This window comes from Amorphus sp. MBR-141 (assembly GCF_053628695.1).
This window is the reverse complement of the sequence record NZ_JBRJGW010000024.1, coordinates 41,751-66,279: the sequence shown is the minus strand read 5'-3', so window position 1 is coordinate 66,279 and position 24,529 is coordinate 41,751. Positions and strand designations below refer to the sequence as shown.

Genomic DNA, 24,529 nt, shown 5'->3' with positions numbered 1-24,529 from the left:
TCTTCCGTAAATCGCTTCCGCTTCATCTGTCCGTCCTTCGATCGAGGCCGGACTCTAACTCCAGGTGGAGGAAAAACTCAGGGGCAGGTCACGGGGTCTGAAGCGCATAGATGAGCGCACCACCGACGCCGAGCGCGGCGACGAGGCCGATGCCGGCCAATACCCGACGAGAGAGACGCGTGACGCGCGGAGGATTGCCGCGCAGCCGCATCGGTTCGGCCGTGTCGGCGGGCGATGCGGTGAGCGGAGCGCTTTCGTCTTTATTGTCATCGATATCGCTCATGACGCAGGCCTCCCGTCGATTCGCACGATCCTGACTGTCTGCTGCCGGTCGCCGCTGCCGAGACGCAGCTCGGCGGCCGCGAAGATGCGGTCCACGATCAGGATGTTGCGATAGATGCGGCTGTTGACGATCTCCGGCTCTCCATCGGGGCCGAGCACGAAGAGCGGCGGCATCTCGCCCTGCACGATTCCGGCGGGGAAGATGATGTAGACCCGTCGCCCGTCATCGAAGACCGACACCGGCCGCCAGGGCGGGCTGTCGCCTTGCATGCCGTAGCGATAGTGTCGCGCCGAGGTTGCTGGAATGGTCGGAGTGGCCGGCGTCGCGCGCTGCGTGGCCGGCGGCTGCGGATAGGCCCAGGCGACCGCCGGCATGTAAGGTTGCTCTTCGGCGCGCAGTTCGATCATATACGTGCGGCGATCGGTGGTGACGACGAGGTTGGTCGTGATGTCCGGACGCGTCGGCTTGACGAGGATATGGACGCGCCGTGTCGCGCCGGACCCGCTTTCGGTATCGCCGATGATCCATCGCGCGGTATCGCCGGCGGCGATCGGTCCCGTGCTGGTGAGGGCCTCGCCCGGCTCGAGCGCGATGTTGGTGATCTGGCCTGGCGACGCATAGACCTGATAGAGCGCGCCTTCGCTCCAGGGATAGATCTGGATCGCGTTGTAATAGCCTTCCCGGCGGGGTTCGATGCGCGCTGCCGCATTGGCGCTCTCGACCTGGCCGGTCGGCGTGGACGCATTCGTACCGCCTCGTGCAACCGTCCAGGCCGGTGGCGTATGGAGCGCCCGCGGACGTTCGTCCGTGCTTGGTCTCTGCACCGTGGGCAGCGGCGGCACGCTGTCGTCGTAGCTGATTTGCGGTGGGCGGTAGGTGGCGCATCCGGCAAGCGTGGAGGCCGAAAGCAGCACAAACATCAGTGCGGATTTACGGAAAACCGGAAGTGCGGGTTTGCGGAAGATCGTGCTCATTGGCTCATCTCCCGCGACCAGTTGATGGCGTTGACGTAGATGCCAAGCGGGTTGGCGCGTAGTTTCTCGGCGTCGCGCGGCGGCTGGATCACGATGGTCAGGATCGCCGTCCATCGCTCCGTGACGGAGAGCTGCCCGTTCTCGAAATGGCGCTCAGTCCAGGCGACGCGGAAGGAGTTCGGCGAGGCGCGGATGACGCTCGACACCTCGACGGAGACCTGGCTCTGTCCGACGCGCGTGAAGGGATCGTTGGCCCGCGCATAGTCATTGAGCGCGAGCGCCCCACGGTCGGTGGTGAACTCGTAGGCGCGCAGCCAGTTCTGCCGGACCACGATCGCGTCGGCGGGGATCGAGCGCACCTGCTCGATGAAGCGCGCCAGATGAAAGGCGATCTGCGGATCGGTGGGCTGGTAGTCGGCAGTGGCAGGCGCGACGGCCTGCGCCTGGCCGAGATTGTCGACCTGCACCACCCAGGGCACGATTGAGCCCGTGGCGGACTGCCAGACGAGCGCCGCCGCGAAGCCGCCGGAGAGGATCAGCGAGCCGAATGCCATCAGCCGCCAGTTGCGCGCCTGCACACGGGCCGAGCCGATGCGTTCGTCCCAGACCTGGGCAGCACGCTGATAGGGCGTCTCGGGTTCGGGTGATTTGCCGTAGTGAGTCGAGGATCGTTTGAAGAAGCTCATGAGCGGTTCCCTTCGGAAAGGTTGACGGAACTGGCGCCGCCATGGCTGTCGCCCGAGCGCACGGCATGGGCAGCGGCCTGGACGCCATGGGAGAGTCGCTGAGAGCGCTTCATGCGCTTGGCCCAATCCGGAGGACCGTCGGAGGCGGATGAGGGGGATGGTGCAGCCGCGGCGGTTGCTGCACCGCCCGCATTGCCTACAGTGCCGCCCGTCGTCTCGAAGGCGGCTCGCCCGCCGGCTTGAAAGCTCTGCCTCAGGCTGCCGGAGGCGTTGGCGCTGGCGCGCCGCAGTGGAGAGACGGCAGCGCGCGCGCCTGTGCTCGCTACAGCGCCGAGCCCAGAGGCGACGCCTGCGGCGCCCGACTGACCGGCCGAGCCAAGGCTGTAGGCGGTCGCTGCCCCGCCCGCTGCGGCGGCGCCGCCGCGAGCAGCGGCCGCAGTCCCAGACAGCGCCATACCGCCGCCACGCGCTGCCAGACCAGCGGCACCCGCGCCGGCGAGCGCGGCGCCGCCGACGGCAAGGCCGGTGCCGACTGCGGCCCCAGCACCGAGCTGCGGTCCGCCGGACACGATGCCGTTCGCGATGCCGGGTCCGAAGATGCCGAGCCCAAGCAGCGATAGCGCGGCCAGCACCACGGCCATTGCCTCGTCAATGGTGGGTGTGACCCCACCGAAGCCGGCGGTGAACTGCGAGAACAGCGTCGAGCCGATACCGATGATGACGGCGAGCACCAGTACCTTGATGCCGGACGAGATCACGTTGCCCAGCACGCGCTCGGCCATGAACGCGGTCTTGCCGAAGAGACCGAAGGGAATGAGTACGAATCCTGCCAGCGTCGTCAGCTTGAACTCGATCAGGGTGATGAAGAGCTGGATGGCGAGGATGAAGAAGGCGAGAAGCACCAGCGCCCAGGCAAAAAGCAGGCAGGCGATCTGGATGAAGTTCTCGAAGAAGGCGACCCAGCCCATCAGGTCGGAAATGGATTCGAGCAGCGGCCGGGCGGCATCGAGTCCGGTCTGGGCGACACGGCCCGGCCGCATCAGATCGGCGGCGGAAAAGCCGGTGCCCGACGCCATCAGGCCGAGGCCGGCAAAGCTCTCGAAGACGATGCGGGCGAGATTGTTCCAGTTGCCGATGATGTAGGCGAAGACGCCGACGAACAGGGTCTTCTTCACCAGACGCGCGATGATGTCGTCGTCGGCGCCCCATGACCAGAACAGCGCGGCAAGGGTCACGTCGATGATGATCAGCGTGGTGGCGATGAACGCCACCTCGCCGCCGAGGAGCCCGAAGCCGGAATCGATATAGCTGGTGAAGACTCCGAGGAAACTGTCGATGACGCCCGTGCCGCCCATGGATCGCTAGTCCTCGCTGCTCTGGGGGGTGACGGGAGTCGGGGTGCGACCGAGGAAGCGATCGCGGGTCTCCGCCCAGGTGCGCAGACATTCGGGATTGCTCGCGGCGGCCTCTCCCATCTGCTGGCAGCGGCGCTGGGCTGCGCGCAGCGGGTCGGCGGAAGGAGCCAGCGCCGGCGCGGAGCCCGGTCGCACCGGCTCATCCTTGCGCGTCATCTCGATCACCGTCGCCGTGATGGCGAAGGCAACGAAGATGATGGCCGCGATCCGCGCCAGCATCTTGCCCTCCATCGGTTTCCCCTTTCCGGCCGTCTGGCTCGTCAATTACCGTTGTGGAACATCTGCGCATTGCCGGGCTGGTAGCCGGTGCCCGGCGTGAGGAAGCGCTCACGCTGGACACGGCCCTGTTCGGCCGCCGCTGCGCGCTCGGCATCGGTCAGCGCCTGCGCCCGGCCGTTGGCGGCGATGACCGCCGTAAGGTCGGCGAGCTGCTGCGTCTGAAGCGCGAGGAGCTGGTTGCCGGCCTGTGTCGCCTGCAAGGCGCCGGTCGCGCCCTGGCTCTGACCGACCAGCGCCGACATCTGCGCGCGATTGGTCTCGATATTGCCGACCACGCCGGCCTGAACGCGCATGGCGTCCTGAAGCCCGCCGACTGTGTTCTCCCAGCGCGATCGCGCGTCGGCGACGAGCTGCTGTTCCGACGTGCTCAGATCGATATTGCGGTAATTCTGCTGGAACGCCTGGTCGATCTGCTGGACGTCGAAGGCGATGTTCTGCGCCTGCTGGAGCAAAGACTGCGTGCGGCCCACGGCCTGCTGAAGTTGCTGCAAGGACGAATGGGGCAGGCTCGCGAGGTTGCGGGCCTGGTTGATGAGCATCTGCGCTTGGTTCTGCAGCGAGGTGATCTGGTTGTTGATCTGCTCAAGCGCCCGCGCCGCCTGGAGCACGTTCTGCGCATAATTGGTGGGATCGTAGACGATCCACGCCGCAGAGGCCGACGGCGCCAGCACCATCGGCAGCACCGCGACCGGCGCGGCGATCAGCGCGGCGGCAAGGCGGGCCGCGCGTGCATTGGGTTTACAAATCTTCATGGCCGGGACTCCTTTTCGGCTTGGGGGATGAGATTGCTGAGGTCGGGAATGAGGTCGGCGGCCCAGTCGACGCCGCGATGGCGCAGCCAGGCGTCGAGGAATTCGCCACGACCATGTTCAGTAAGAATGCGGGCGATGGCGGCCTGATCGGTCTTGGCGGAGGTGGCGCAGAGCGCGAGCGCCACTTCGCTGAGCCCCAGCTCGAACAGCCGGTTTCCGTGCCGCGACTGGCAATAGTAGTCGCGCTTGGGCGTCGCCCGGGCGAGGATCTCGATCTGGCGGTCGTTGAGGCCGAAGCGCCGGTAGATCGCGGTGATCTGCGGCTCGATCGCCCGCTCGTTGGGCAGGAGCAATCGCGTCTGGCAGCTTTCGATGATCGCGGGCGCAATGGGGGAGCCGTCGATGTCGCTGAGACTCTGCGTGGCGAAGACGACGGAAGCGTTCTTCTTTCTGAGCGTCTTCAGCCACTCGCGGAGTTGGCCGGCGAAACCTTCGTCATCCAGCGTCAGCCATCCCTCGTCGATGATGATGAGGGTCGGCGACCCGTCGAGCCGGTCCTCGATCCTATGGAACAGGTAGGCGAGCACCGCCGGCGCCGCGCCGGTGCCGATCAGGCCCTCGGTCTCGAAGGCCTGCACGGACGCCTTGCCGATATTCTCGGCCTCCGCGTCGAGTAGCCGCCCATAGGCGCCGCCGACGCAATAGGGCCGCAGCGCCTGCTTGAGGTCGTTGGACTGAAGCAGCACGGCAAGGCCCGTGATCGTGCGTTCCTCGACGGGCGCCGAGGCGAGTGAGGTTAAGGCCGTCCAGAGATGTTCCTTCACCTCCGGTGTGATCCCGACGCCCTCACGCATGAGAATGGCCACGATCCAGTCAGCGGCCCAGGCGCGCTCGGCCGTCTCCTCGAGGCGGGAAAGCGGCTGCAGCGAGACGCTGTGTTCGTCGCCTTCGGTGAGACCGCCGCCGAGATCGTGCCAGTCGCCGCCCATGGCAAGTGCCGCGGCACGGATCGAGCCGCCGAAATCGAAGGCGAAGACCTGGGCACTCGCATAGCGGCGGAACTGTAGCGCCATCAGCGCCAGAAGCACGGACTTGCCCGCGCCGGTCGGACCGACGACGAGCGTGTGCCCGACATCGCCGACATGAAGGGAAAACCGGAACGGGGTCGAGCCCTCGGTCTTGCCGAACAGCAGTGGGGGCGCTGCAAGGTGCTCGTCCCGTTCCGGCCCCGCCCACACGGCGCTGAGGGGGATCATGTGGGCGAGATTGAGCGTGGAGATCGGCGGCTGGCGGACATTGGCGTAGACATGTCCGGGCAGCGAGCCGAGCCAGGCATCCACGGCGTTGATGGTCTCGGGCATCGCGGTGAAGTCGCGGCCTTGGATGACCTTCTCGACGAGGCGCAGCTTCTCGTCGGCGACACGCGGGTCGGCATCCCACACCGTCACTGTCGCGGTGACATAGGCGACGCCGGCATAGTCGGCGCCGAGTTCCTGCAGCGCGAGATCGGCGTCCGCCGCCTTGTTCGATGCGTCGGTGTCGATCAGCACCGACGCTTCGTTGGTCATCACCTCTTTCAGGATCGCGGCAATCGACTTGCGCTTGGCGAACCATTGGCGACGGATGCGGGTCAGCAGCTTGGTCGCATCGGTCTTGTCCATCAGGATGGCGCGGGTCGACCAGCGATAGGGAAAGGCCAGCCGGTTGAGCTCGTCGAGCAGGCCGGGCGTGGTGACAGTCGGAAACCCGGTGACGGTCAGGACGCGCAGATGCTGGTCGCCAAGACGCGGCTCAAGCCCGCCGGCGAGCGGCTGGTCGGCGAGCAGCGCATCCAAATACATCGGCGTTTCCGGCACGCGGACGTGGTGGCGTTTGGTGGAGACGCAGCCGTGCAGGTAGGTCAGGGTCTCCGCGTCATCTAGCCAATGGCATTCGGGCATGAAGGCTTCGACCAGGCGCAGGACGCGGTCGGTCCGGTCGGCGAAGCCGGCCAGTACCTCATGCGGATCGATGCCCTTGGTCTCGCGGCCTTCATAGAGCCAGCCCTCGGCGCGGGCGGCGTCCTCAGCCGGCGGCAGATAAGTGAGGGTGAGGAAATAGCTAGATTCGAAATGCGCGCCAGCCTCCTCAAAGCTCGCCTTGCGCTCGGCATCGACCAGCGCCGACGCGGCATCAGGAAAGCGGCCGTCGGGATAGCTGTTCGACGGAAGGCGTTGCGCTTCCACGAAGATGGCCCAGCCCGATCCGAGACGGCGGAAGGCGTTGTTCAGCCGGCCGGCGACGGCGACGAGTTCGGCTGGAACCGCTGAATCGAGGTCCGGTCCCCGGAACCGCACCGTGCGCTGGAAGCTCCCGTCCTTGTTGAGGACGATCCCTTCGCCGACCAGCGCCGCCCAGGGCAGGAAATCGGCGAGGCGTGCGTTGCGATTGCGGTATTCGGCGAGGTTCATCATGGGCGGTTCCTCTCGCTCAGACCGTCAGATGCGCGGGAATGCGCAGGTGCCGGCGGCCCACTTCGACGAAGAGAGGGTCGCGCTTGGCGGCCCAGACGGCGGCCAGATGACCGATGGCCCAGATCGCGATGCCAGCGAGCCAAAGCCGCAAGCCAAGCCCGATGGCGCCCGCGAGCGTTCCGTTCATGATGGCGATGGCGCGCGGCGCACCGCCGAGCAGGATCGGTTCGGTCAGCGCCCGGTGAACCGGCACCGAGAAGCCGAGCAGGTCGCCGCCGCGATCATCGGCCCCCGCCATCAGACGAGCGCCCCGCCGCCGAAGGAGAAGAAGGACAGGAAGAAGGAGCTCGCCGCGAAGGCGATCGACAGGCCGAAAACGATCTGGATGAGGCGCCGGAAGCCGCCCGACGTGTCGCCGAAGGCGAGCGTCAGGCCGGTGATGATAATGATGATGACGGCGAGGATCTTGGCGACCGGCCCCTCGATCGATTCGAGGATGGACTGGAGCGGTGCCTCCCATGGCATGGACGAACCAGACGCATGAGCGGTAGGCGTGGTCATCAGGGCGATGAGCGCGACCGAAGCCGCCGCAGCCAGGCGATGGTAGGCGTTACGCAGGGTCTGGTGCATGTGGACTTTCCTTTGCGGCTGGTGTGAGAAGAGATGCACCGGGCGCGACGACGGTTGTCACGACGCGGTAATCGCCATCCGGCCCGAGGCCTTCCACGCGAACGAGTTCGGAAAGACGGCGGGCCGTGCCACGGCCTGACAGCACCGCCACGAGATCGATGGTCTCGGCGATCAGCGCGCGCGGAACGGTGACGACGGCTTCTTGGATGAGCTGTTCGAGACGGCGCAGCGCACCGAGGGCCGAGCCCGCATGGATCGTGCCCACACCGCCCGGATGGCCGGTGCCCCAGGCCTTCAGGAGATCAAGCGCCTCGCTACCACGGACCTCGCCGATGGGAATGCGGTCGGGACGCAGGCGCAATGAGGAGCGGACGAGATCGGAGAGAGAGGCCACGCCGTCCTTCGTCCGCATAGCAACAAGATTCGGCGCGGCACATTGCAACTCGCGTGTGTCCTCGATGATGACGACGCGATCGGAGGTCTTCGCGACCTCGGCGAGGAGTGCATTGGTCAGCGTCGTTTTGCCTGTGGAGGTGCCGCCGGCGACGAGGATGTTGGCTCGGGCCGCGACTCCGTCGCGCAACGCGGTGGCCTGTTCGGCCGTCATGATCCCGGTCGTGACGTAGTCGTCGAGGGTGAACACCGCGACGGCGGGCTTGCGGATCGCGAAGGCTGGCGCCGCAACGACCGGAGGCAGAAGCCCCTCGAACCGCTCTCCTGTCCCGGGCAGCTCTGCCGAAACGCGCGGGCTCCCGGTATGGACCTCCGCGCCGACATGATGGGCGACGAGGCGGATGATCCGCTCGCCATCCTCCGGCGCCAGGCGTTCACCCGTATCGGACAGGCCTTCGGAGAGGCGGTCGATCCAAAGCCGCCCATCCGGGTTCAGCATCACCTCGACGACGCCTGCGTCTTCGAGAAAGCGGGCGATGGCCGGACCGAGCGCGGTGCGCAACATTCGCGCGCCGCGTGCGATACGTTCCGAATTGTGATGCGAAGCCGCCATCTGATCCCCGATTTCGACGGGGACAAACCAGATGGTCCCCATGCGGGGATGATTAAAAGGGCCTGATTTAGGGCCGATTCAACAAGGAATTAGCGTCGTCGTAGTGTGGCGTGCAAAGACAGGAGAACGGCGGCGGTTTCCTTTGCCGACTGGTTACGGCGGGCCATGCAGGAACCGGATGAGAACTACGGCTACGCTATAGCATTCTAAAGTTCGCCTAAATGACGTTTGCATCATCTGCACCGGGTGGAGGCCGTGCAGGATCTGCGACGGAACGCACATCGACAGCACGCAATATCCGGGGTATTCTATAAAGTATGGCAAGGTATGTTCGCATTTTCATGATCATGATGCTCGCTGCTTTCGCGGCGGGAACGGTCATGCATGCCGCGAATGCCGCCACCATGAGCGCGAAGATGACGCTTGCCGTGATCGATGGCGCGGACATGGGCGACTGCCAGGATTGCTCGGACGGTAACGACAACATGCCTCCGTGCGACAATGTCTGCGTATCGCCGATCCTGGCTGTCGTGCCGTCGGGCCAGCCAAGCCTGCCCGGGGCTGAGACGACTTCCGAAAGCCAGGTTCTCCAGAGCGTGACCGGGCGCACCGGACCGCCGGACCCTTACCCCCCACGATCCACCATTCTGAGTTGACGCCGCCCGGAGTTCCTCCGGTTCGCGGCGCCTGAAATCATGCGCGGTCAACCTGGCCGCCCGTGACCCCGCTTCGCTTCGCGCGGTTAGCGCGCTGCGGACTCAAGCGCCCTCTCAGGATGGTTGGACATCATGGTCTTGTATCTGCCGACGCCAACGCGTCGGGCTTTTCTCACATCCGCCGCGGCTCTTGCAGCCAGTACGGTGCTTCCGGTTTCCGGACTCCGGAACGCTCGGGCCGCTTCCGTCAAGGAGTTCCGGTTGAGGGCGGCACCGGGAAGAACGCATCTCGTTCCGGAGCCTTACGGAGAAACGCCGGTCTGGGCCTACAACGATGCGGTGCCCGGCCCGGAAATCCGCGTCCGTCAGGGCGATCGTATGCGCGTCGTGATCGACAACGGTATTGATGAGGAAACAACCGTCCACTGGCACGGCGTGCGCACGCCCAACGCCATGGATGGCGTGCCGCATCTGACACAGGTGCCGATCGCGCCGGGCGAGAGCTTCACCTACGAGTTCGACGCCGTTGATGCCGGCACCTTCTGGTATCACCCGCATCAGAACAGCACGGTGCAGGTGGGGCGTGGTCTCTACGGCCCCCTGATCATCGAGGAAGCAGCACCTGTTCGTGTCGACCGCGAATTGACCTGGGTACTGGACGACTGGCGGCTGACCCAGGCCGTTGCGATCAGCGACGATTTCGGCAACCGGCATGACCTGATGCACAACGGCCGCGTCGGCAACACGGTCACCATCAATGGCCGGGTGCCGGAGAGCATTGCGGTTCGCGCGGGCGAACGCATCCGGCTGCGTCTGATCAATGCTGCCAATGCCCGCATCTTCGGACTCGATTTCTCCGGGCTCGAGCCGGTCGTGATCGCTCTCGACGGACAGCCGGTCACGCCCCATGCGCCGGCGGACGGGCTCGTCACGCTCGGTCCGGCCATGCGGATGGATATGATCCTTGACATGACCGACCGGCCGGGAAACCGGACCACTGTGGTGGACCGGTTCTACCAGGGGCTGGAGTACCGCCTGGTCGAACTCGCCTATGCGGAAACGGCCCTGAGGGAAGGTGCTCCGGACTGGCCGGTGGAACTGCCGGCCAATCCGCTTGCCGAGCCGGACCTGCGCGACGCGATCCGCCACGAGGTCACGTTTAACGGCGGCATGATGGGCCAGATGGTCATGGCCGAAATGGGCGGCAGCATGGGGGACGGGGCGTCCGGCGGCATGATGGGCAACATGATGAACATGATGCATGGCCAGGGCATCTGGTTCATCAACGGTAAGGCCGCCACCGGCCATGTCATGGATCCGCTGCTGACGCTCCCGCGCGGCCGCACCTGCGTCCTGACAATGACCAACGCGACGGCTTGGCATCACCCCATCCACCTGCACGGACACTCCTTCCGCGTCCTGTCGCGGAACGGGCAGCCGACGGCGCACCGCGAGTGGCAGGACACGGTGCTGATGGCGCCGCGCGAGAAGGTCGAGATCGCCTTCGTCGCCGACAATCCGGGCGACTGGATGTTCCACTGTCACATCCTCGAGCATCAGGCCGCCGGGATGATGGGGGTGATCCGCGTTTCCGGGAAGGGGGAGCGGATATGAGCCGGAGCGTTCTCGCCCTCGCCGCACTGACTTTGCTGTCGTTCGGTGTGGACGCATTTGCCGAAGGAGACGCCAGACGCGGTGCGCAGGCCTATCGCGCCTGCGTCGCCTGTCACGCCCTCGAGCCCAGCCTGCACCTCAGCGGCCCGAGCCTCGACGGCTTCATGGGACGCATGGCAGGCACGGCCGAGGGGTTCGTGCGCTTTTCGCCCGGACTGAAGGACGCGGGCTTCTCCTGGAACGCCGCGGCGCTCGACGGCTGGCTGAAAGACCCAATGGGCATGATCCCCGGCACCTACATGATGTTCCGCGGGATCGACGATCCTCAGGCGCGCGCAGACCTCGTCGCATTTCTTGAAATCGCCGGCCAGCCCGGCGGCGGCAGGAAGGTCGTCGACGAAGGTCTTATCCCGGCAGGCTGGCTGCGGGCCGGAGCGCCGGAGCCGATCGGCGATCCGCCGCCTGAAATGCGTGTCACGGCGATCCGCCATTGCGGCGACAGCTATTTCATTACCACAGATGACGGCCGCGAGACGCCCTATTGGGAGAAGAACATCCGGCTCAAGATCGACAGTGTCGAGACCGGCCCGCCGTCTGGCGTCGCCTTGATCCTTGGAGCCGGCATGGGTGGTGACCGCTTCTCGGTGATTTTCTCCAGCCTCGCCGACCTCGATCATCTCGTTACGGAAAGCTGCGAGGCGCGCTGAGCATGAAAGGCACCAACATGACGACCACGGCCAGACATTCCACGCGTCTTTCCAGACGCGCCTTCCTCGGCGCGATGGCGGCGGGCGTCGGGCTGATCGGCCTGCCGGTCAGGCTTCGCGCCGCACCCGGAGCAACCGGTCCCGCAATCGCCTTCGATGGCGATGCGTTGATCCTCGCTAAAGACATTCTGTCCCGCCGCGATGGCGCTGGAGGCTGGAAAGAGCTTTCCGCTCCGGCGGTAGGCAGCATCCTCTCGCTTGCGACGCATCCGGGCCGCCCCGGCCGGATAGCGGCGGGTCTTGCGGGCGGCGGCGTCGCCATCTCCGAAGATGGCGGACACCGATGGGAGGCGAGAAGCCAGGGCTTGCCCTACGCCCCGGTCACGGCGGTCACCGTGGCAGCGGCTGAACCGGATACCATCTATGCGGCCATCCGCGGTGATGGCCTATGGAAAAGCGAGGATGCCGGTCGATCATGGGGCCTCGCAATGGATCGGCCGTGGCTTGCAGACGCCGAGCGCGACCTGACGGCATTGGCCTCGGTCGATCTCGCCACAGGCATGGGCGGCATCTGGATCTATGCCGGGACGGAAACCGGTCTCACCCGCGTGCCCGATTGCTTCTGCCGCTGGCAGGACGTGCAGCCGGGCGATGCGATGGACGCGCTTGTCTCGGGGAAACCTGCTCCGTCTGAGGCGCCCCTTCCCGAAGGCGAGACGATCAACGCGTTGGTCAGTGCGGCTTCACAACCCACTCGGCTTTACGCCGCTTTGCCTTCGGGCATCTGGGAATCGCAGGACGCCGGAGTGGTGTGGTCGCAACGGTTGAGCACAAGCGCGCTGGCCGTCGCTGTTCACCCCGCCAATGCCGATCATGTCGTCGCCGTCACCGGCGATGGCCTCATTGAGAGCCGCGATGGCGGCGCGAACTGGACCGCGCTCGCGCGGGCATAACGGAGAATGTGATGAATAAGAAAACAATTGCCATAGCCGTGGTCGCCGTGGTTGCCGCTGCCGGTATCGCCTACTGGTCGCTGGGTTCGGCGAACTCGCCTCACGGTTCCGCCGTCGCGGCAGCCTCGGGCAACAAGGCGATCACGATCTGGCGCGATCCGGGCTGCGGGTGCTGCGATGCCTATGCCGACTATCTGGAGGGCAACGGCTATACGGTGACGCGCGTCGACGATCGCGATTTCGACAAGCGCTCGGTTGACATGGGCGTTCCCGAGCGGGGTATCGGGTGCCACCTGGCCGAGATCGACGGCTATGTCGTGAGCGGCCTCGTGCCCGTCGAGATCATCGAGCGGCTGGTCAGTGAACGACCGGATATCACCGGGATCACGCTGCCCGGTATGCCTGGTAATGCGCCCGGGATGGCGCCGGCAAAAACCGGCACGCTTAAGACCTACGCCTTCGGTGAGAACGGCGTCACCGTCTACTCCGAGGAGTGATCCCATGGGTGGAACGATGATGGATGGGACCATGATGGGAGTGATGATGGTCGGCGGTGGTCTCGTGGCGCTTCTGGTCCTCGCTGTCCTGATCCTCGGCCTCGTCGCGCTGGTGAAATATCTGCGGGGCCCGCAATGAGACGCAACGCGATCTTCCTTTCCGCTATCGCTGTCTCGGCCCTGGCAGCCATCGCCGCGTTTGCGCAAGCGCAGGGTGGGAATGTGCGAGCGGAGGACGTGACCTTTCTTGGCCAGCCAGTGACGCGCCTGCAAATTGTCCGTGGCAAGGAGATCTATGCGCAAAACTGTGCCTCCTGCCACGGCGCAAACCTTGAAGGCCAACCGGACTGGAAGCGCAGGCTGGAGAACGGCCGCATGCCGGCGCCGCCGCACGATGAAAGCGGTCACACCTGGCACCACTCGGACCAGGACCTGTTCGCCATCACCAAGCTCGGCGTCGGCGGCGTCGTCCCGGGCTATGAGAGCGACATGCTCGCCTTCGGGGACATCCTAAGCGACGAGGACATCACCGCCGTGCTCGCCTTTATCAAGAGCACATGGCCCGAGCGCCAGCGGGACGTCCAGGCTCGAATAACGGCCAGTGACGGGGACGGCTCATGAGCAGGGCTGATGAATACCCCACGGCCCCAATGCGCCGCCGCAATGTCCTGGCCTTCCTGCCGCTTGCTCTCGCCGCAATGCTTGCCGTGGTGCTGGCCTGGGGATTAACCCGCGATCCGAGCACACTCCCGTCCACGCTGATCGGCAAGGCGGTGCCCGAGTTCGCGCTGCCGCCGGTCAAGGGTCGGACCCTTGGCCTATCGAGCACCGATCTCAAGGGCGAGGTCTCGCTGGTCAATGTTTTCGCGTCCTGGTGCGTTGCCTGCCGGGAGGAGCACCCCCTGTTCATGAAGCTTGCGGCGCAAGGCACCGTGCCGCTGCACGGCCTCAACTACAAGGATCAGCCGGACGATGCGGCGCAATGGCTGGACAGCCTTGGCGATCCCTACACGCGCACCGGAGCCGACATCAGCGGACGCGTGGCGATCGATTGGGGCGTCTACGGCGTGCCCGAGACGTTCGTCATCGGCGCCGACGGACGTGTTGCCTACAAGCATATAGGCCCGGTGAGCGAAGCGACACTCACCGGCACCATCCTGCCGCTCGTGGGGGAACTGCGCCGTCAGGCGGAAGGCGATAGCACCCTGGGAGACGGCCGATGAGGAACCTCCTGCGGGGTCGGCGCACGATCGCATTTCTGGCGGCAGGCACGCTCGCTCTGGTGGCGATCGTTGGCGTGATCTATTTCAGCGGGGGCACGCCAGTGCGTGCGCCTCAAGGCGGAGCAAAGGCTGAGACGGCCTCGCCCCGCTCCTTCGTGATGCACGAGGCGCCGCGGCCGCTCCCCGAAATCACGTTTGAGGACGGGAACGGTGAGGCTCTTACGCTGGCCGATTTGCGGGGCAAGACCGTGTTGCTCAACATCTGGGCGACGTGGTGCGTGCCCTGCCGCGAGGAGATGCCGACGCTCGATGCACTTGAAGCGGACCTCGGTGGCCCTGGCTTCGAGGTGGTGCCGCTCTCGGTCGACCGGGCCGGGCCGGAGGTGGTTCGGAAGTTCTACGCCGAAATCGGCATTGAGCATCTTGGCCTCTACATCGACGCCTCCATGCGGGCTTCGTTCGACCTCCAGGCGCCAGGACTGCCGACGACGCTTCTGATCGACAGCGAGGGCCGAGAATTGGGAAGGCTTGTCGGTCCGGCCGAGTGGGACACGCCCGAGATGATCGCATTTCTCAAAAACCATCTGACGTCAAACTGAGAAGGAAGCCTCCATGGCAGATACACAACAGTCACAATCTCAAGACGGCTCGCTGGGTCGCGACCTGCTCTATGCCCTTCGCTATTACCTCGGCAGCCGACGCGGTCTGCTCGTGCTCGCCGGACTGGCGATCGCGATGGGCCTGGCGTTGAACTGGAGCTGGTTGGCCGCTGCCGGCATCGCGCCGATCCTGATCAGCGTGTTGCCCTGCCTCGCCATGTGCGCGCTCGGTCTGTGCATGAACCGATCAGGCGGCAAGTCCTGCTCGACCGCCGCGAGTAACTCCGACGCAGCGGAGATCGAGGACGCAAAGCCAGTCACGCAGGCCGTTGCTCTCGACGCATCGCCTGACCGCGCGGCTCCCATGAGCGGCGACGCCGCCCTTCTTGCAAGCCCCGAACCGCAACCCTCCAAGGAAAAGAGACCGACCGATGCGTAAATCGATCAAAGCGCTTGCCATTGCTTCCGCCGTTATCGCGAGCCTCGCGGTTGCACCCGCGCTCTACGCCCATGACTCAGAGGAGTCCGGCGACGCCATGATGGGCTCCGGCATGATGGGCATGATGAACATGATGGGCCAGATGAGCGAGATGATGGAGGGCTGCAACAGGATGATGCAGTCCATGAGCCATGACGGCTCCGGACGGCCCAACGAGCAGTGGCGTGAGAAATCGCCCGACAACAACGGCGCCCCAGCGACGAACGGCTAAACCGCCCAATCCCGGCCCGCCCTCCATCCCGGAGGGTGGGCCGGTCACAGCCTGGCATCGCGACGTGCCCAGAAAATCGAGGGGCCATATCGCGATGGGCCGCGCTTGGGCAGGGCCTTTCGAGGAAGACTGATGGCGGCCATTTCCTCCGCGGACTGGTCACCCAATGTCCTTTCAAAAATGGACGGCAAACAATGATGAGAACACTGATTGCAGCGAGCGTCGCGGTTTGGGCGATCGTATCGCCGGCACTTGCGCAGGAGAGCGTCCGCGTCTTCGATGCGTGGGCGCGGGCCTGCGTCCTCGCCTCCCGTCCCGGCGCCGCCTATGTCACCATCGAGAGTGCCGCGGAAGATCGGCTCCTCGATGTGACCACGCCTGTCGCCGGCCAAGTCATGATTCACGCAGTCGAGAAGGACGGCGACGTAAGCCGCATGAAACACATCGAAACGCTTGAGTTGCCGGCGGGCGAGCAGGTCACGCACGCGCCCGGCGGCATGCACCTGATGCTGATGGGGCTGCAAGACAAACTCAGCGAGGGTACGGCGTTTCCGATGACGCTCAACTTCGAAAAGGCCGGAGAGATCACGGTAGACGTCTCCGTGCTCGGAATAGCTGCCGAGGGGCCACAGGAGATCGCAGAATGAAGCGCTCGCTGATCCTAGCCCTCCTGCTGGTCGCACAGCCGGCATTTGCAAACCATCCAGGTGAGCGCATCGACGAGGTGATGGCCGAACAGGAACCGGCCTTCGAGGTCGCGGATCGCCCTTCCACGCCCAATCTGGATGTCGAAGAACCAGGCGGCAGCGTCCTGCGCCTCGGCGATCTCCATGATCAGATCATCGTGCTGAGCTTTGTGCCAACGGACTGTGGCGGTCCATGCGTCGAACAGCAGGCTGTTCTCGCAGGCGTGCAAGGACAGGTGAATGTTTCGCCCATGAAGGAAATGGTCACGTTCGTAACCGTTCACGACGCAGATGCCTCGATCGAGGCTCCGTGGAACGAGGCGAACTGGCGGCTGGTGATCCCATCGGACGACGAGACAACTGCCGCCGCGGATCGCTTTACCGCGCTGAGTAGCCGCGGGCAGGAGCTGCCGATGGCGCATGTCATCGACCGCAACGGGCGGCATGCCGGTATTTTCCATGGTTCCGATTTCAGCAAGACAAATCTGACCCTCTACATCAACCAGCTCATCAACAACGCGCATGCGCCAAAGCCGCCTGCCGAAAAGGGGTGGTGGGAATGGCTGACAGGCTGGTTCTGAACGGCGGGAGAACAGAAACATGCACCATTTGAATTTCACGGGTCGGCGCCTCGGCTTTCTCCTCCTGCCCCTGCTGCTGATCATCGCGGCAGGCGCCTGGTATCTGCTCGATCCAGGGTTCAGGGCAGGCCGGCAACCCACAACCGCGTCGGAGAGCCTGCCGCAGGATGCTTTCGAGCGGCGGGTGCGCGACTATCTTGTCGCCAACCCGGAAGTCATCGTCGAGGCCATGCAGAACCTCGAACGCAAGCAACGGCAGGCGGAACAGACTGAATCGCAGGCGGCCCTTGCCGCGCACAGTGACGAACTGCTCAACAGCCCCGAAAGCCCGGTCGGCGGAAATCCGCAAGGCGACGTGACCCTGGTCGAGTTCTTCGACTACAATTGCCCCTATTGCCGACAGGTCGCGCCGGCGATGGTGGCGGCCGAAGAAGACGATCCCCAATTGCGGATCGTCTACAAGGAGTTTCCCATTCTGGGTCCGAATTCCGTGTTCGCGGCAAGGGCAGCGCTCGCGGCCCGAAGGCAGAACCTCTACCCGCAGTTCCACAAGGCGATGATGCAGGTGTCGGGTTCCGCCGACGAAGCGCAGGTCATCGCTGTCGCTGAAGAGATCGGCCTCAATGTCGGACAACTCCGGACCGACATGCAGGATCCCGCCATCGACGCCGAGATCGAGCGCAATCTCGCGCTCGCCCGGGCGCTGCGGATCAACGGAACACCGGGCTTCGTCATCGGAGACGAGATCCTGCGCGGCGCTACCGACCTGCAGACCATGCAGCGGCTGATCGACCAGGCCCGGAAGGGTCTGAATTGATGAAGCCGGAGCCGCATCTGAAAGTTTGTCCAAATGCCTGAACTCTCCAATATCGGTATCCTCAGCGCGTTCGTGGCCGGCATTATCTCGTTCCTGTCGCCCTGCGTGCTGCCGCTGGTGCCGGGATATGTTTCCTATGTCGCCGGCCGATCGACCTTTGCTTCGCCGTCCGGTGAGATCGTTGTCGCCCGAAGCACGACGCTCGGTCTCAGCCTCTGCTTCGTGCTCGGCTTCACCACGGTTTTCGTGATCCTCGGAGCCAGCGCCTCGGCGCTTGGCCAATTGCTGCTCAGCTACCGGTTCGAGTTGAACATCGTCGGGGGTGGAATCGTCACGCTGTTCGGGCTGTTCATGCTCGGAACGATCCGCCCGGCATGGATGATGCGCGAGGCACGCTTCCACCTCGATCTGCCCGGCGGACGAACCGTCTCGGCCTATGTCCTCGGTCTAGCCTTCGCCTTTGGCTGGACACCGTGCATCGGTCCGATCCTCGGTGCCATCCTGACGGTCGGCGCCGCGTCGGCGACGCTCGCCGACGGTATTGCGCTGCTCACGATCTATTCACTGGGCCTCGGTGTGCCGTTCCTGCTTGCCGCGCTGTTCACCAACACGCTGTCCGCCAGGTTGAAGGCATTCGGGCGCCTCGGACGCAGTCTGCGAGTATTGGCTGGAGTCGTCATGATCGCGATGGGTGTCGCCATGATGACGGGTTATCTGTCGTCCTTCGCCTTCTGGCTGCTGGAGACGTTTCCGGTGCTATCTTCGATCGGCTGAGTTCGACGCTCGTTGAAGAGACTGTGATTTGACCTTCCCTGCGCTGGAAGGCGCAGGCTTGTCCTCTATAGGGAGGTAGCTGTGATGATCCCGAAAACCGAAACATTGGAGCGGGATATCCTACGCGTATTCAGATGTGCCTGCCAGCAAGACCGGCCGGACATAGCCGAATTCCTGCTCTCCGCGCTCGAGAAATTGGACTGCGAAGCGAATCCTACCGCAAGCAATCGTCCGCTGATCGATGCCTATCGCGATCTGATCGGGACCTGCCAGTCTGGAAAGTCATGAATTCGGCCGACTGGCTGCATTGCTTATCGATACGGTTTCCATCCATCAAATGGATCGCGGCCCCCATAGAATGATAGCGGCGCCGACCAGACAAACCGCAGCACCGCTCACGTCCCAGCGGTCAGGGCGTTGGGATTCCGCCGCCCAAAGCCAGAACAGTGAAGCCGCGATGTAAATGCCGCCATAGGCAGCGTAGGCGCGGCCCGCGAAATCGCTGTCGATGCGCGTCAGCAGCCAGGCAAAGAGAGCAAGGCTGGCCATGCCGGGAACGAGCCAGAGCGGCGAGCGGTCCAGACGTAGCCAGGCCCAGAAGGCGAAGCAGCCGGCAATTTCCGCCAGCGCTGCGCCGATATAGATTGTGAGTGTCGCCATCATGATGCCAGCGCCTCCAGGACCGGGCAATCCGGTACGTCCTCGCCGGAACATTGTGCGGCGGTCGCCGCCAGCACCTTCTCAATCCGCTTGAGGTCGGCGATCTTGGCCCGGACATCGGCGAGGTGCCGCTCGGTCCGCTCCTTCACCTCGGCGCAGGTCTGCGTGCCGCCATCGACGAGATCGAGCAGGCCACGGATATGCTCGATGGAAAAGCCGAGCTCGCGGGCGCGCAGGATGAAACGCAGCCGGGACACATGGGCTTCGTCATAGACGCGGTAGCCGGACGCCGTGCGCGGCGGGTCGGGCATCATGCCGATCTTCTCGTAATAGCGAATGGTTTCGAGGTTGCAGCCCGTGCGCCTTGCCAGTTCGGCGCGCTGCAATCGCTTCCCGGAAACGTGATCGGCCATGGCTCGAATTTCTCCTTGAGTCTGTAGTTGCTACAGACTGTAGCTTGCTTTCGACTGAAATTCGAGGGCGAACCGCATGAGCGAGACAAAAATCGAAGCCGTGGCGCTGGACGAGCCGACGCAAGTGCCGGATCGGAAGAAGGGTTGGTTTGCCGCCGGCGGTGTCGTCGGCGCCATCCTGGCTTCGACCTGCTGCATTGCGCCGCTCCTACTGCTGATGCTCGGCGTATCGGGCGCGTGGATCGGCAACCTTACCGCGCTCGAGCCCTACAAGCCGATCTTCGCCGGCGTGGCGCTCGTCTTCATCGGCCTCGGGTTCCGGCAGATCTATTTCAAGGTCCAGCCGGTCTGCGAGGACGGATCCTATTGCGCCCGTCCCGAATCCGCCCTGATCACCAAGTCCGCCCTCTGGCTTTCGACCGTGCTGGTCGTGCTGGCGCTGACGATCAACTGGTGGGCGCCGTTTTTCTATTAGGAGAACCGACATGAAACGACTTCTCATCGCCGCGGCGGGAGTGCTGGCTATCGGCGGGTCCAGCCTTGCCCTTGTCGCTTCGCTCCCCGCGCCGGTCGCCGTTTCGGCCGCGCGAGCCGCGGAGGCCGAACGGATCGCCACCTTCGACGTGCCGGGCATGACCTGTGCGCTCTGCCCCGTCACGGTCAGAAAGGCGATGGAGGGCGTTGCAGGCGTCAAGTCTGTGACGGTTGATTTCGATGCCAGGACGGCGACCGTGGTGTTCGATCCGGCCAAGACGACGACCGAGGCCATCGCCGCCGCTTCAGCCAATGCCGGATACCCGGCGCTGGTGAGAGGCTGAGTCCGGTGAAAGACACAATCATCCTCAAGACCGGTGTCGCCGGCTCGATTATCGCCGCAGTCTGCTGCTTTACGCCTGCGCTCGTCATTCTGCTTGGGGCTGTCGGCCTTTCCGCTTGGCTAGGCTGGATCGACTATGTGCTTTTCCCCGCTCTCGCAATCTTCCTCAGCGTAACCGCCTACGGCCTGTGGCGGCGGCAGCGCGCTGCTGCGTGCTGCTCAAGCGAGGCTCATCCCAATAAGGAAAGTGCCTGACATGTCCGATTGCTGCTTGACGAACGACAAAGGTAAGAATGGCTATGACCTCGCCGTCATTGGTGCTGGTTCGGCCGGCTTCTCCGCCGCCATCACGGCAGCCGAACAAGGCGCGAATGTCGCCCTCATCGGACATGGACTGATCGGCGGCACCTGCGTTAATGTCGGCTGCGTGCCATCCAAGACCATGATCCGCGCGGCGGAAGCGCTGCACGGCGCCCGCGCAGCCGGCCGCTTTCCCGGTCTTACGGGCGAGGCGAATGTCGTAAACTGGGGCCGGCTGATCGGGGCTAAGGATGATCTGGTGACGACGCTTCGCCAGAAGAAATATATCGACCTGCTGCCCGAATATAACGGCGTTGCCTATCTCGAAGGCGCGGCGCGCTTGAGCGGCCGAGGCGTTGTCGTCAACGGCGCTGCCATCGCGGCGGACAAGATCATCGTGGCGACGGGGTCTGCGCCGGGTCTACCGGACATTCCCGGCATCGCGGATGTTCCTTATCTCACCAGCACCACTGCCCTGGAGCTGACCGATCAGCCCGCGTCGGTGGTGGTCATTGGCGGCGGCTATATCGGCTGCGAACTGGCGCAGATGTTCGCGCGGGCGGGAACGAAGGTCACCCTCGTCACCCGCTCCCGCCTGTTGCCCGAGGCCGAGCCGGAAATCTCCGAATCATTGACCCGGTATCTAACAGACGACGGGATCTCGGTTCTGACCGGGCTCTCCTATCGGGCCATCGAAACTGTTGAGAATGGCGTCGAACTGACCATCGAGCGCGAGGGCCGTCCGGAATCTCTCACGGCGCAACATGTTCTCGTCGCGACCGGCCGCAGGCCCAATTCGGCCGGTCTCGGGCTTGAGGAAGCGGGGGTGAAGCTTTCCCCGAATGGCGGCATCGTCGTCGATGACCGTATGCGCACCTCGAAGTCTGGTATCTATGCGGCGGGCGACGTCACCGGCCGCGACCAGTTCGTCTACATGGCGGCTTACGGCGCAAAGCTCGCCGCGCTTAACGCGCTCAATGGCGACAGTCTCGCCTATGACAACACCGCCATGCCCTGGGTCGTATTCACCGATCCGCAGGTCGCAGGTGTGGGCTTGAGCAACGCCGCGGCAAGAGTCGCGGGCTTCGAGACCAAGACCTCGATTGCTCCCCTTGACCAGGTGCCGCGGGCGCTTGCAGCGCGTGACACGCGTGGGCTCATCAAGCTGGTTGCGGACGCTGAGACCGATCGCCTGCTCGGCGCGCAAATCCTGGCGCCGGAAGGCGCGGACTGCATCCAGACCATGGTGCTGGCGATCAAGTTCGGAATGACCACGAAGGAGCTGAGCGAGGCGATCTTTCCTTACCTCACCACGGTGGAAGGGCTGAAACTTGCCGCGCAGGGCTTTGTAAAGGATGTGGCGAAACTGTCCTGCTGCGCCGGGTGAAAGAGCCGCGGCTCTTAGGAAGTGCCGGAGGGTGCATGAATCTCAGTTTCAATCGCACCGGAAACGCTCGATTCTCATGTTGAAAGTTAGGAGATAATGGGAAATTTGTACAGCAATCGGCGGTGTTTGGCGGACCGTGCGAGATTCGAACTAAGCCATCGCTATGCCAGCATCGGCGCTATTGACCGGCTGAACCGCTGACATCCTCGGAAACCTCCTGTCTGAGCTTCGGCCCTTTGGCGAGGCGCCGGCCGAGAGCGGTAATGAACGCCTCATAGCGCTCGCCGGCTTTGGCACGCGCGGCCTGTGCAGCCGGCTCCGGCAAAGCCGGTGTCGTCGCGAGCCAGAACCGGACGAAGATGGCAAGGGTCTCGACAGAAATCCCGATATCGCGCTCCAAGCGGTTCATGCGGCGGTCGAGCTGGTCGAGGCGTTTGGCGATCGCGGCCTCGCGCCTTTCAGCGTCATCCGGCGACAGGAAGGAGGCGATCGCGGCTTCAGCGATCATGGACTGCGATTGCTCGCGACGGGCGGCATAGTCCGCCAGCATCGTCATGATGTCCGGGTCGATATAGACGGAGATCTGCGTCTTCTTCTTGCGGCTGGACATAGCTTAGAGCTCCATGCCGTCGTTAGGGTCCAGTGAGATCTGCCGCGCCATACGCTGCATCATGCGGTTCATCCCGCTCGTGCGCGCAGTCTCCTCTTGGGCGTCATCGGCGGGATCAATCTCAAACTCGTTTTCAAGCGGGGCCTTCTTCTCGACGGGTTTGGTACGGCTCAACTCAGGCCGGCGGCGCTGTTCTGAATCGGTCGCGTCCTCCTCCGATGCAGCGCTGGCAGACATGTGAGCGGTTTCCAACGGGCTCGCCGGCAATGGCAGACTCGTCCAGTCATCAGCCTTCGTATGCACGGGTTTGGTGTTCGACGGCGGCGGCAGGATGCGTTCTTGGAAACGTCCGTCCTCGAAGTAGCGGACCTTCTTCGCTCGAATAGGCGGTGTCCCGGCGACCATGACAATCTCGTCGGCTGGCGGAAGCTGCATGACCTCGCCGGGCGTGAGCAGTGGTCGCGCGGTTTCCTGCCGCGACACCATCAGGTGGCCAAGCCAGGGCGAGAGTCTGTGCCCGGCGTAGTTCTTCATCGCCCGCATCTCGGTCGCAGTGCCGAGCGCGTCGGAAACTCGCTTGGCCGTGCGCTCGTCATTGGTCGCGAAGCTCACGCGCACATGGCAGTTGTCGAGGATGGAGTTGTTCGGCCCGTAGGCCTTCTCGATCTGGTTGAGCGACTGGGCGATGAGAAAGCTCTTGAGCCCGTAGCCCGCCATGAAAGCGAGCGCGCTCTCGAAGAAGTCGAGGCGGCCGAGCGCCGGAAACTCGTCCAGCATCAGCAACAATCTGTGCCGTCCTGACTTGGCGTGCAGGTCCTCGGTCAATCGCCGACCTACCTGATTGAGGATCAGGCGGATCAGCGGCTTTGTGCGGTTGATATCGGAGGGAGGCACGACAAGGTAGAGCGTCGTCGGATGCTTGCCGCCGACGAGATCGGCAATGCGCCAGTCGCAGCGGCGCGTCACCGTTGCAACGACAGGGTCGCGGTAGAGGCCGAGGAAGGACATGGCGGTGGAGAGCACACCGGAGCGTTCGTTGTCCGACTTGTTCAAGAGTTCGCGCGCGGCGCTGGCGATGACCGGATGTGGGCCGGATTCGCCCAGATGCGCCGTCTTCATCATCGCAGCGAGCGTCGACTCGATTGGGCGTTTCGGATCGGAGAGGAAGGCGGCGACGCCGGCGAGCGTCTTATCCTTCTCGGCATAGAGGACGTGGAGGATGGCACCGACCAGCAGCGCGTGGCTGGTCTTTTCCCAGTGATTGCGCTTTTCGAGGGAGCCTTCCGGATCAACGAGGATATCGGCGATATTCTGGACGTCGCGGACCTCCCATTCGCCACGCCGGACTTCCAGAAGCGGATTGTATGCCGACGAATTCGGATTGGTCGGATCGAACAGCAACACTCGCCCGTATCGAGCGCGGAAGCCGGCGGTGAGCTGCCAGTTCTCGCCCTTGATGTCATGGACGATGGCGGAGCCGGGCCAGGTCAGCAACGACGGGACGACCAGACCGACACCCTTGCCCGAACGGGTCGGCGCGAAGCACAGGACATGTTCCGGTCCTTCATGGCGCAGATAATGGTCATGGAGCTTGCCGAGAACGACGCCATCGGGTCCGAGCAGGCCGGCCGCCTTGACCTCATTGGGCCGCGCCCAGCGCGCCGACCCGTAGGTATCGACACTCTGTGCCTCGCGCGCCCGCCAGACGGACATCAGGATCGCCACCGCGATCGCGATGAAGCCGCCAGAGGCAGCGATGATCGCGCCCTCGATGAAGATAGGCGGGGCATAGGCATCGTAGAAGTACCACCACCAGAAGAAGGATGGCGGATAGTAGACCGGCCAGCCGCCGATCTCGAACCAGGGTTGGCCGAGCTGGGACTGGAAGCCGAGGCGCCAGGCCGTCCATTGCGTCGCCGTCCAGGTGGTGGCGAGGACAATCGTGAAGACGATAAGGATCTGGCCCCAGAGAATTTTCGTTCCCGACATGGTCTATGTTCCGCGCAAATATCTGCACGCTGCGGGCCATGCCTGCCGCTCTCAAGCT

General features: G+C 64.4%; 33 protein-coding genes and 1 pseudogene. 20 read left to right on the top strand and 14 right to left on the bottom strand.

Annotation, left to right across the window (positions count from 1 at the left end; all coding sequences use genetic code 11):
• Window positions 1-94 precede the first annotated feature (94 nt).
• From ACSSVZ_RS23820 to trbB, 10 genes and pseudogenes are all read right to left on the bottom strand, one after another.
• Window positions 95-283: pseudogene (locus ACSSVZ_RS23820) on the bottom strand (TrbI/VirB10 family protein); the annotation flags it as partial.
• Complete coding sequence (trbG, locus tag ACSSVZ_RS23815) at window positions 280-1,257, bottom strand: P-type conjugative transfer protein TrbG (RefSeq protein WP_372089422.1); 978 nt, start codon at window positions 1,255-1,257, stop codon at window positions 280-282. The pseudogene ACSSVZ_RS23820 and the gene trbG, both read right to left, overlap by 4 nt.
• A complete protein-coding gene (trbF, locus tag ACSSVZ_RS23810) occupies window positions 1,254-1,943 on the bottom strand; it encodes a conjugal transfer protein TrbF (RefSeq protein WP_372089421.1) in 690 nt (229 codons plus the stop codon). Before trbF ends, trbG begins: the two co-directional genes overlap by 4 nt.
• Entirely contained in the window at window positions 1,940-3,298 is a 1,359-nt protein-coding gene (trbL, locus tag ACSSVZ_RS23805) for a P-type conjugative transfer protein TrbL (protein WP_372089420.1), read from the bottom strand. Before trbL ends, trbF begins: the two co-directional genes overlap by 4 nt.
• A gap of 6 nt (window positions 3,299-3,304) precedes the next feature.
• On the bottom strand, window positions 3,305-3,589 hold the full coding sequence (trbK-alt, locus tag ACSSVZ_RS23800) for a putative entry exclusion protein TrbK-alt (RefSeq protein ID WP_372089419.1): 285 nt from the start codon (window positions 3,587-3,589) through the stop codon (window positions 3,305-3,307).
• 29 nt (window positions 3,590-3,618) lie between these two features.
• Window positions 3,619-4,389, bottom strand: coding sequence for a P-type conjugative transfer protein TrbJ (trbJ, locus tag ACSSVZ_RS23795; protein WP_372089418.1), 771 nt, complete (start codon window positions 4,387-4,389; stop codon window positions 3,619-3,621).
• Complete coding sequence (gene trbE / locus ACSSVZ_RS23790) at window positions 4,386-6,842, bottom strand: conjugal transfer protein TrbE (RefSeq protein WP_422067483.1); 2,457 nt, start codon at window positions 6,840-6,842, stop codon at window positions 4,386-4,388. Before trbE ends, trbJ begins: the two co-directional genes overlap by 4 nt.
• Before the next feature lie 16 nt (window positions 6,843-6,858).
• On the bottom strand, window positions 6,859-7,140 hold the full coding sequence (locus ACSSVZ_RS23785; RefSeq protein ID WP_372089416.1) for a VirB3 family type IV secretion system protein: 282 nt from the start codon (window positions 7,138-7,140) through the stop codon (window positions 6,859-6,861).
• A complete protein-coding gene (locus ACSSVZ_RS23780) occupies window positions 7,140-7,472 on the bottom strand; it encodes a TrbC/VirB2 family protein (RefSeq protein WP_372089415.1) in 333 nt (110 codons plus the stop codon). The genes ACSSVZ_RS23785 and ACSSVZ_RS23780 overlap by 1 nt, the downstream gene beginning before the upstream one ends.
• Window positions 7,453-8,478, bottom strand: a complete 1,026-nt coding sequence (gene trbB, locus ACSSVZ_RS23775; protein ID WP_296708772.1) for a P-type conjugative transfer ATPase TrbB — start codon at window positions 8,476-8,478, stop codon at window positions 7,453-7,455. Before trbB ends, ACSSVZ_RS23780 begins: the two co-directional genes overlap by 20 nt.
• Window positions 8,479-8,819: 341 nt before the next feature.
• On the opposite strand from trbB, the gene ACSSVZ_RS23770 reads away from it, so the two are divergent.
• The 16 genes from ACSSVZ_RS23770 to ACSSVZ_RS23695 all read left to right on the top strand — a co-directional run bounded on the left by ACSSVZ_RS23770 (window position 8,820) and on the right by ACSSVZ_RS23695 (window position 18,583).
• A complete protein-coding gene (locus ACSSVZ_RS23770) occupies window positions 8,820-9,134 on the top strand; it encodes a hypothetical protein (RefSeq protein WP_296708769.1) in 315 nt (104 codons plus the stop codon).
• Window positions 9,135-9,266: 132 nt separating this feature from the next.
• A complete protein-coding gene (locus ACSSVZ_RS23765) occupies window positions 9,267-10,748 on the top strand; it encodes a multicopper oxidase family protein (protein WP_296708766.1) in 1,482 nt (493 codons plus the stop codon).
• A complete protein-coding gene (locus ACSSVZ_RS23760; RefSeq protein ID WP_296708762.1) occupies window positions 10,745-11,455 on the top strand; it encodes a c-type cytochrome in 711 nt (236 codons plus the stop codon). The genes ACSSVZ_RS23765 and ACSSVZ_RS23760 overlap by 4 nt, the downstream gene beginning before the upstream one ends.
• Window positions 11,456-11,457: 2 nt before the next feature.
• On the top strand, window positions 11,458-12,408 hold the full coding sequence (locus tag ACSSVZ_RS23755) for a WD40/YVTN/BNR-like repeat-containing protein (RefSeq protein ID WP_372089414.1): 951 nt from the start codon (window positions 11,458-11,460) through the stop codon (window positions 12,406-12,408).
• A gap of 11 nt (window positions 12,409-12,419) precedes the next feature.
• Window positions 12,420-12,905 carry a DUF411 domain-containing protein gene (locus ACSSVZ_RS23750; RefSeq protein ID WP_296708758.1) on the top strand — a complete coding sequence of 162 codons (486 nt, stop codon included), beginning with the start codon at window positions 12,420-12,422 and terminating at the stop codon, window positions 12,903-12,905.
• A 4-nt stretch (window positions 12,906-12,909) separates the two neighbouring features.
• The gene (locus tag ACSSVZ_RS23745) at window positions 12,910-13,044 is read left to right on the top strand and encodes a hypothetical protein (protein WP_296708756.1); all 135 of its coding nucleotides are present in this window, start codon (window positions 12,910-12,912) and stop codon (window positions 13,042-13,044) included.
• Window positions 13,041-13,526, top strand: coding sequence for a c-type cytochrome (locus tag ACSSVZ_RS23740; protein ID WP_296708754.1), 486 nt, complete (start codon window positions 13,041-13,043; stop codon window positions 13,524-13,526). The genes ACSSVZ_RS23745 and ACSSVZ_RS23740 overlap by 4 nt, the downstream gene beginning before the upstream one ends.
• Window positions 13,523-14,128: a DsbE family thiol:disulfide interchange protein gene (locus ACSSVZ_RS23735; RefSeq protein ID WP_296708752.1), complete on the top strand. Its 606-nt coding sequence runs from the start codon at window positions 13,523-13,525 to the stop codon at window positions 14,126-14,128. Before ACSSVZ_RS23740 ends, ACSSVZ_RS23735 begins: the two co-directional genes overlap by 4 nt.
• Window positions 14,125-14,727 carry a TlpA family protein disulfide reductase gene (locus tag ACSSVZ_RS23730; RefSeq protein ID WP_453973296.1) on the top strand — a complete coding sequence of 201 codons (603 nt, stop codon included), beginning with the start codon at window positions 14,125-14,127 and terminating at the stop codon, window positions 14,725-14,727. Before ACSSVZ_RS23735 ends, ACSSVZ_RS23730 begins: the two co-directional genes overlap by 4 nt.
• Before the next feature lie 13 nt (window positions 14,728-14,740).
• Window positions 14,741-15,166 carry a hypothetical protein gene (locus ACSSVZ_RS23725; protein ID WP_296708746.1) on the top strand — a complete coding sequence of 142 codons (426 nt, stop codon included), beginning with the start codon at window positions 14,741-14,743 and terminating at the stop codon, window positions 15,164-15,166.
• Entirely contained in the window at window positions 15,159-15,437 is a 279-nt protein-coding gene (locus ACSSVZ_RS23720; RefSeq protein WP_296708744.1) for a hypothetical protein, read from the top strand. Before ACSSVZ_RS23725 ends, ACSSVZ_RS23720 begins: the two co-directional genes overlap by 8 nt.
• Window positions 15,438-15,631: 194 nt before the next feature.
• The gene (locus ACSSVZ_RS23715; protein ID WP_296708741.1) at window positions 15,632-16,084 is read left to right on the top strand and encodes a copper chaperone PCu(A)C; all 453 of its coding nucleotides are present in this window, start codon (window positions 15,632-15,634) and stop codon (window positions 16,082-16,084) included.
• Window positions 16,081-16,704 (top strand): thioredoxin domain-containing protein, encoded by a 624-nt coding sequence (locus tag ACSSVZ_RS23710; protein ID WP_296708738.1) that lies wholly within the window; start codon window positions 16,081-16,083, stop codon window positions 16,702-16,704. The genes ACSSVZ_RS23715 and ACSSVZ_RS23710 overlap by 4 nt, the downstream gene beginning before the upstream one ends.
• Before the next feature lie 19 nt (window positions 16,705-16,723).
• Window positions 16,724-17,521 carry a DsbA family protein gene (locus ACSSVZ_RS23705; RefSeq protein WP_296708735.1) on the top strand — a complete coding sequence of 266 codons (798 nt, stop codon included), beginning with the start codon at window positions 16,724-16,726 and terminating at the stop codon, window positions 17,519-17,521.
• A gap of 33 nt (window positions 17,522-17,554) precedes the next feature.
• The gene (locus tag ACSSVZ_RS23700) at window positions 17,555-18,295 is read left to right on the top strand and encodes a cytochrome c biogenesis CcdA family protein (RefSeq protein ID WP_296708732.1); all 741 of its coding nucleotides are present in this window, start codon (window positions 17,555-17,557) and stop codon (window positions 18,293-18,295) included.
• Window positions 18,296-18,379: 84 nt separating this feature from the next.
• Entirely contained in the window at window positions 18,380-18,583 is a 204-nt protein-coding gene (locus ACSSVZ_RS23695; protein WP_296708729.1) for a hypothetical protein, read from the top strand.
• Between the two features lie 45 nt (window positions 18,584-18,628).
• Here the strand turns inward: ACSSVZ_RS23695 and ACSSVZ_RS23690 are convergent, their stop codons facing one another.
• Window positions 18,629-18,955: a YnfA family protein gene (locus ACSSVZ_RS23690; protein WP_296708770.1), complete on the bottom strand. Its 327-nt coding sequence runs from the start codon at window positions 18,953-18,955 to the stop codon at window positions 18,629-18,631.
• A complete protein-coding gene (locus ACSSVZ_RS23685) occupies window positions 18,955-19,368 on the bottom strand; it encodes a MerR family transcriptional regulator (protein ID WP_296708727.1) in 414 nt (137 codons plus the stop codon). The genes ACSSVZ_RS23690 and ACSSVZ_RS23685 overlap by 1 nt, the downstream gene beginning before the upstream one ends.
• Before the next feature lie 76 nt (window positions 19,369-19,444).
• Here ACSSVZ_RS23685 and ACSSVZ_RS23680 point away from each other — a divergent pair, with 76 nt between their 5' ends.
• Genes ACSSVZ_RS23680 through merA form a run of 4 tightly spaced genes read left to right on the top strand, consistent with a single transcriptional unit; the run spans window position 19,445 to window position 21,872 of the window.
• Window positions 19,445-19,843, top strand: coding sequence for a mercuric transporter MerT family protein (locus tag ACSSVZ_RS23680; RefSeq protein WP_296708724.1), 399 nt, complete (start codon window positions 19,445-19,447; stop codon window positions 19,841-19,843).
• Window positions 19,844-19,853: 10 nt separating this feature from the next.
• Window positions 19,854-20,186 (top strand): heavy-metal-associated domain-containing protein, encoded by a 333-nt coding sequence (locus ACSSVZ_RS23675; protein WP_296708721.1) that lies wholly within the window; start codon window positions 19,854-19,856, stop codon window positions 20,184-20,186.
• A 5-nt stretch (window positions 20,187-20,191) separates the two neighbouring features.
• Window positions 20,192-20,440, top strand: coding sequence for a mercury resistance system transport protein MerF (gene merF, locus ACSSVZ_RS23670; RefSeq protein ID WP_296708718.1), 249 nt, complete (start codon window positions 20,192-20,194; stop codon window positions 20,438-20,440).
• Window positions 20,441-20,456: 16 nt separating this feature from the next.
• The gene (gene merA, locus ACSSVZ_RS23665; RefSeq protein ID WP_453973289.1) at window positions 20,457-21,872 is read left to right on the top strand and encodes a mercury(II) reductase; all 1,416 of its coding nucleotides are present in this window, start codon (window positions 20,457-20,459) and stop codon (window positions 21,870-21,872) included.
• 178 nt (window positions 21,873-22,050) lie between these two features.
• On the opposite strand, the gene ACSSVZ_RS23660 is transcribed toward merA, so the two are convergent.
• Complete coding sequence (locus ACSSVZ_RS23660; protein WP_296708714.1) at window positions 22,051-22,482, bottom strand: CopG family transcriptional regulator; 432 nt, start codon at window positions 22,480-22,482, stop codon at window positions 22,051-22,053.
• Window positions 22,483-22,485: 3 nt separating this feature from the next.
• Window positions 22,486-24,471: a conjugal transfer protein TraG gene (locus tag ACSSVZ_RS23655; RefSeq protein WP_372089412.1), complete on the bottom strand. Its 1,986-nt coding sequence runs from the start codon at window positions 24,469-24,471 to the stop codon at window positions 22,486-22,488.
• Window positions 24,472-24,529 lie beyond the last annotated feature (58 nt).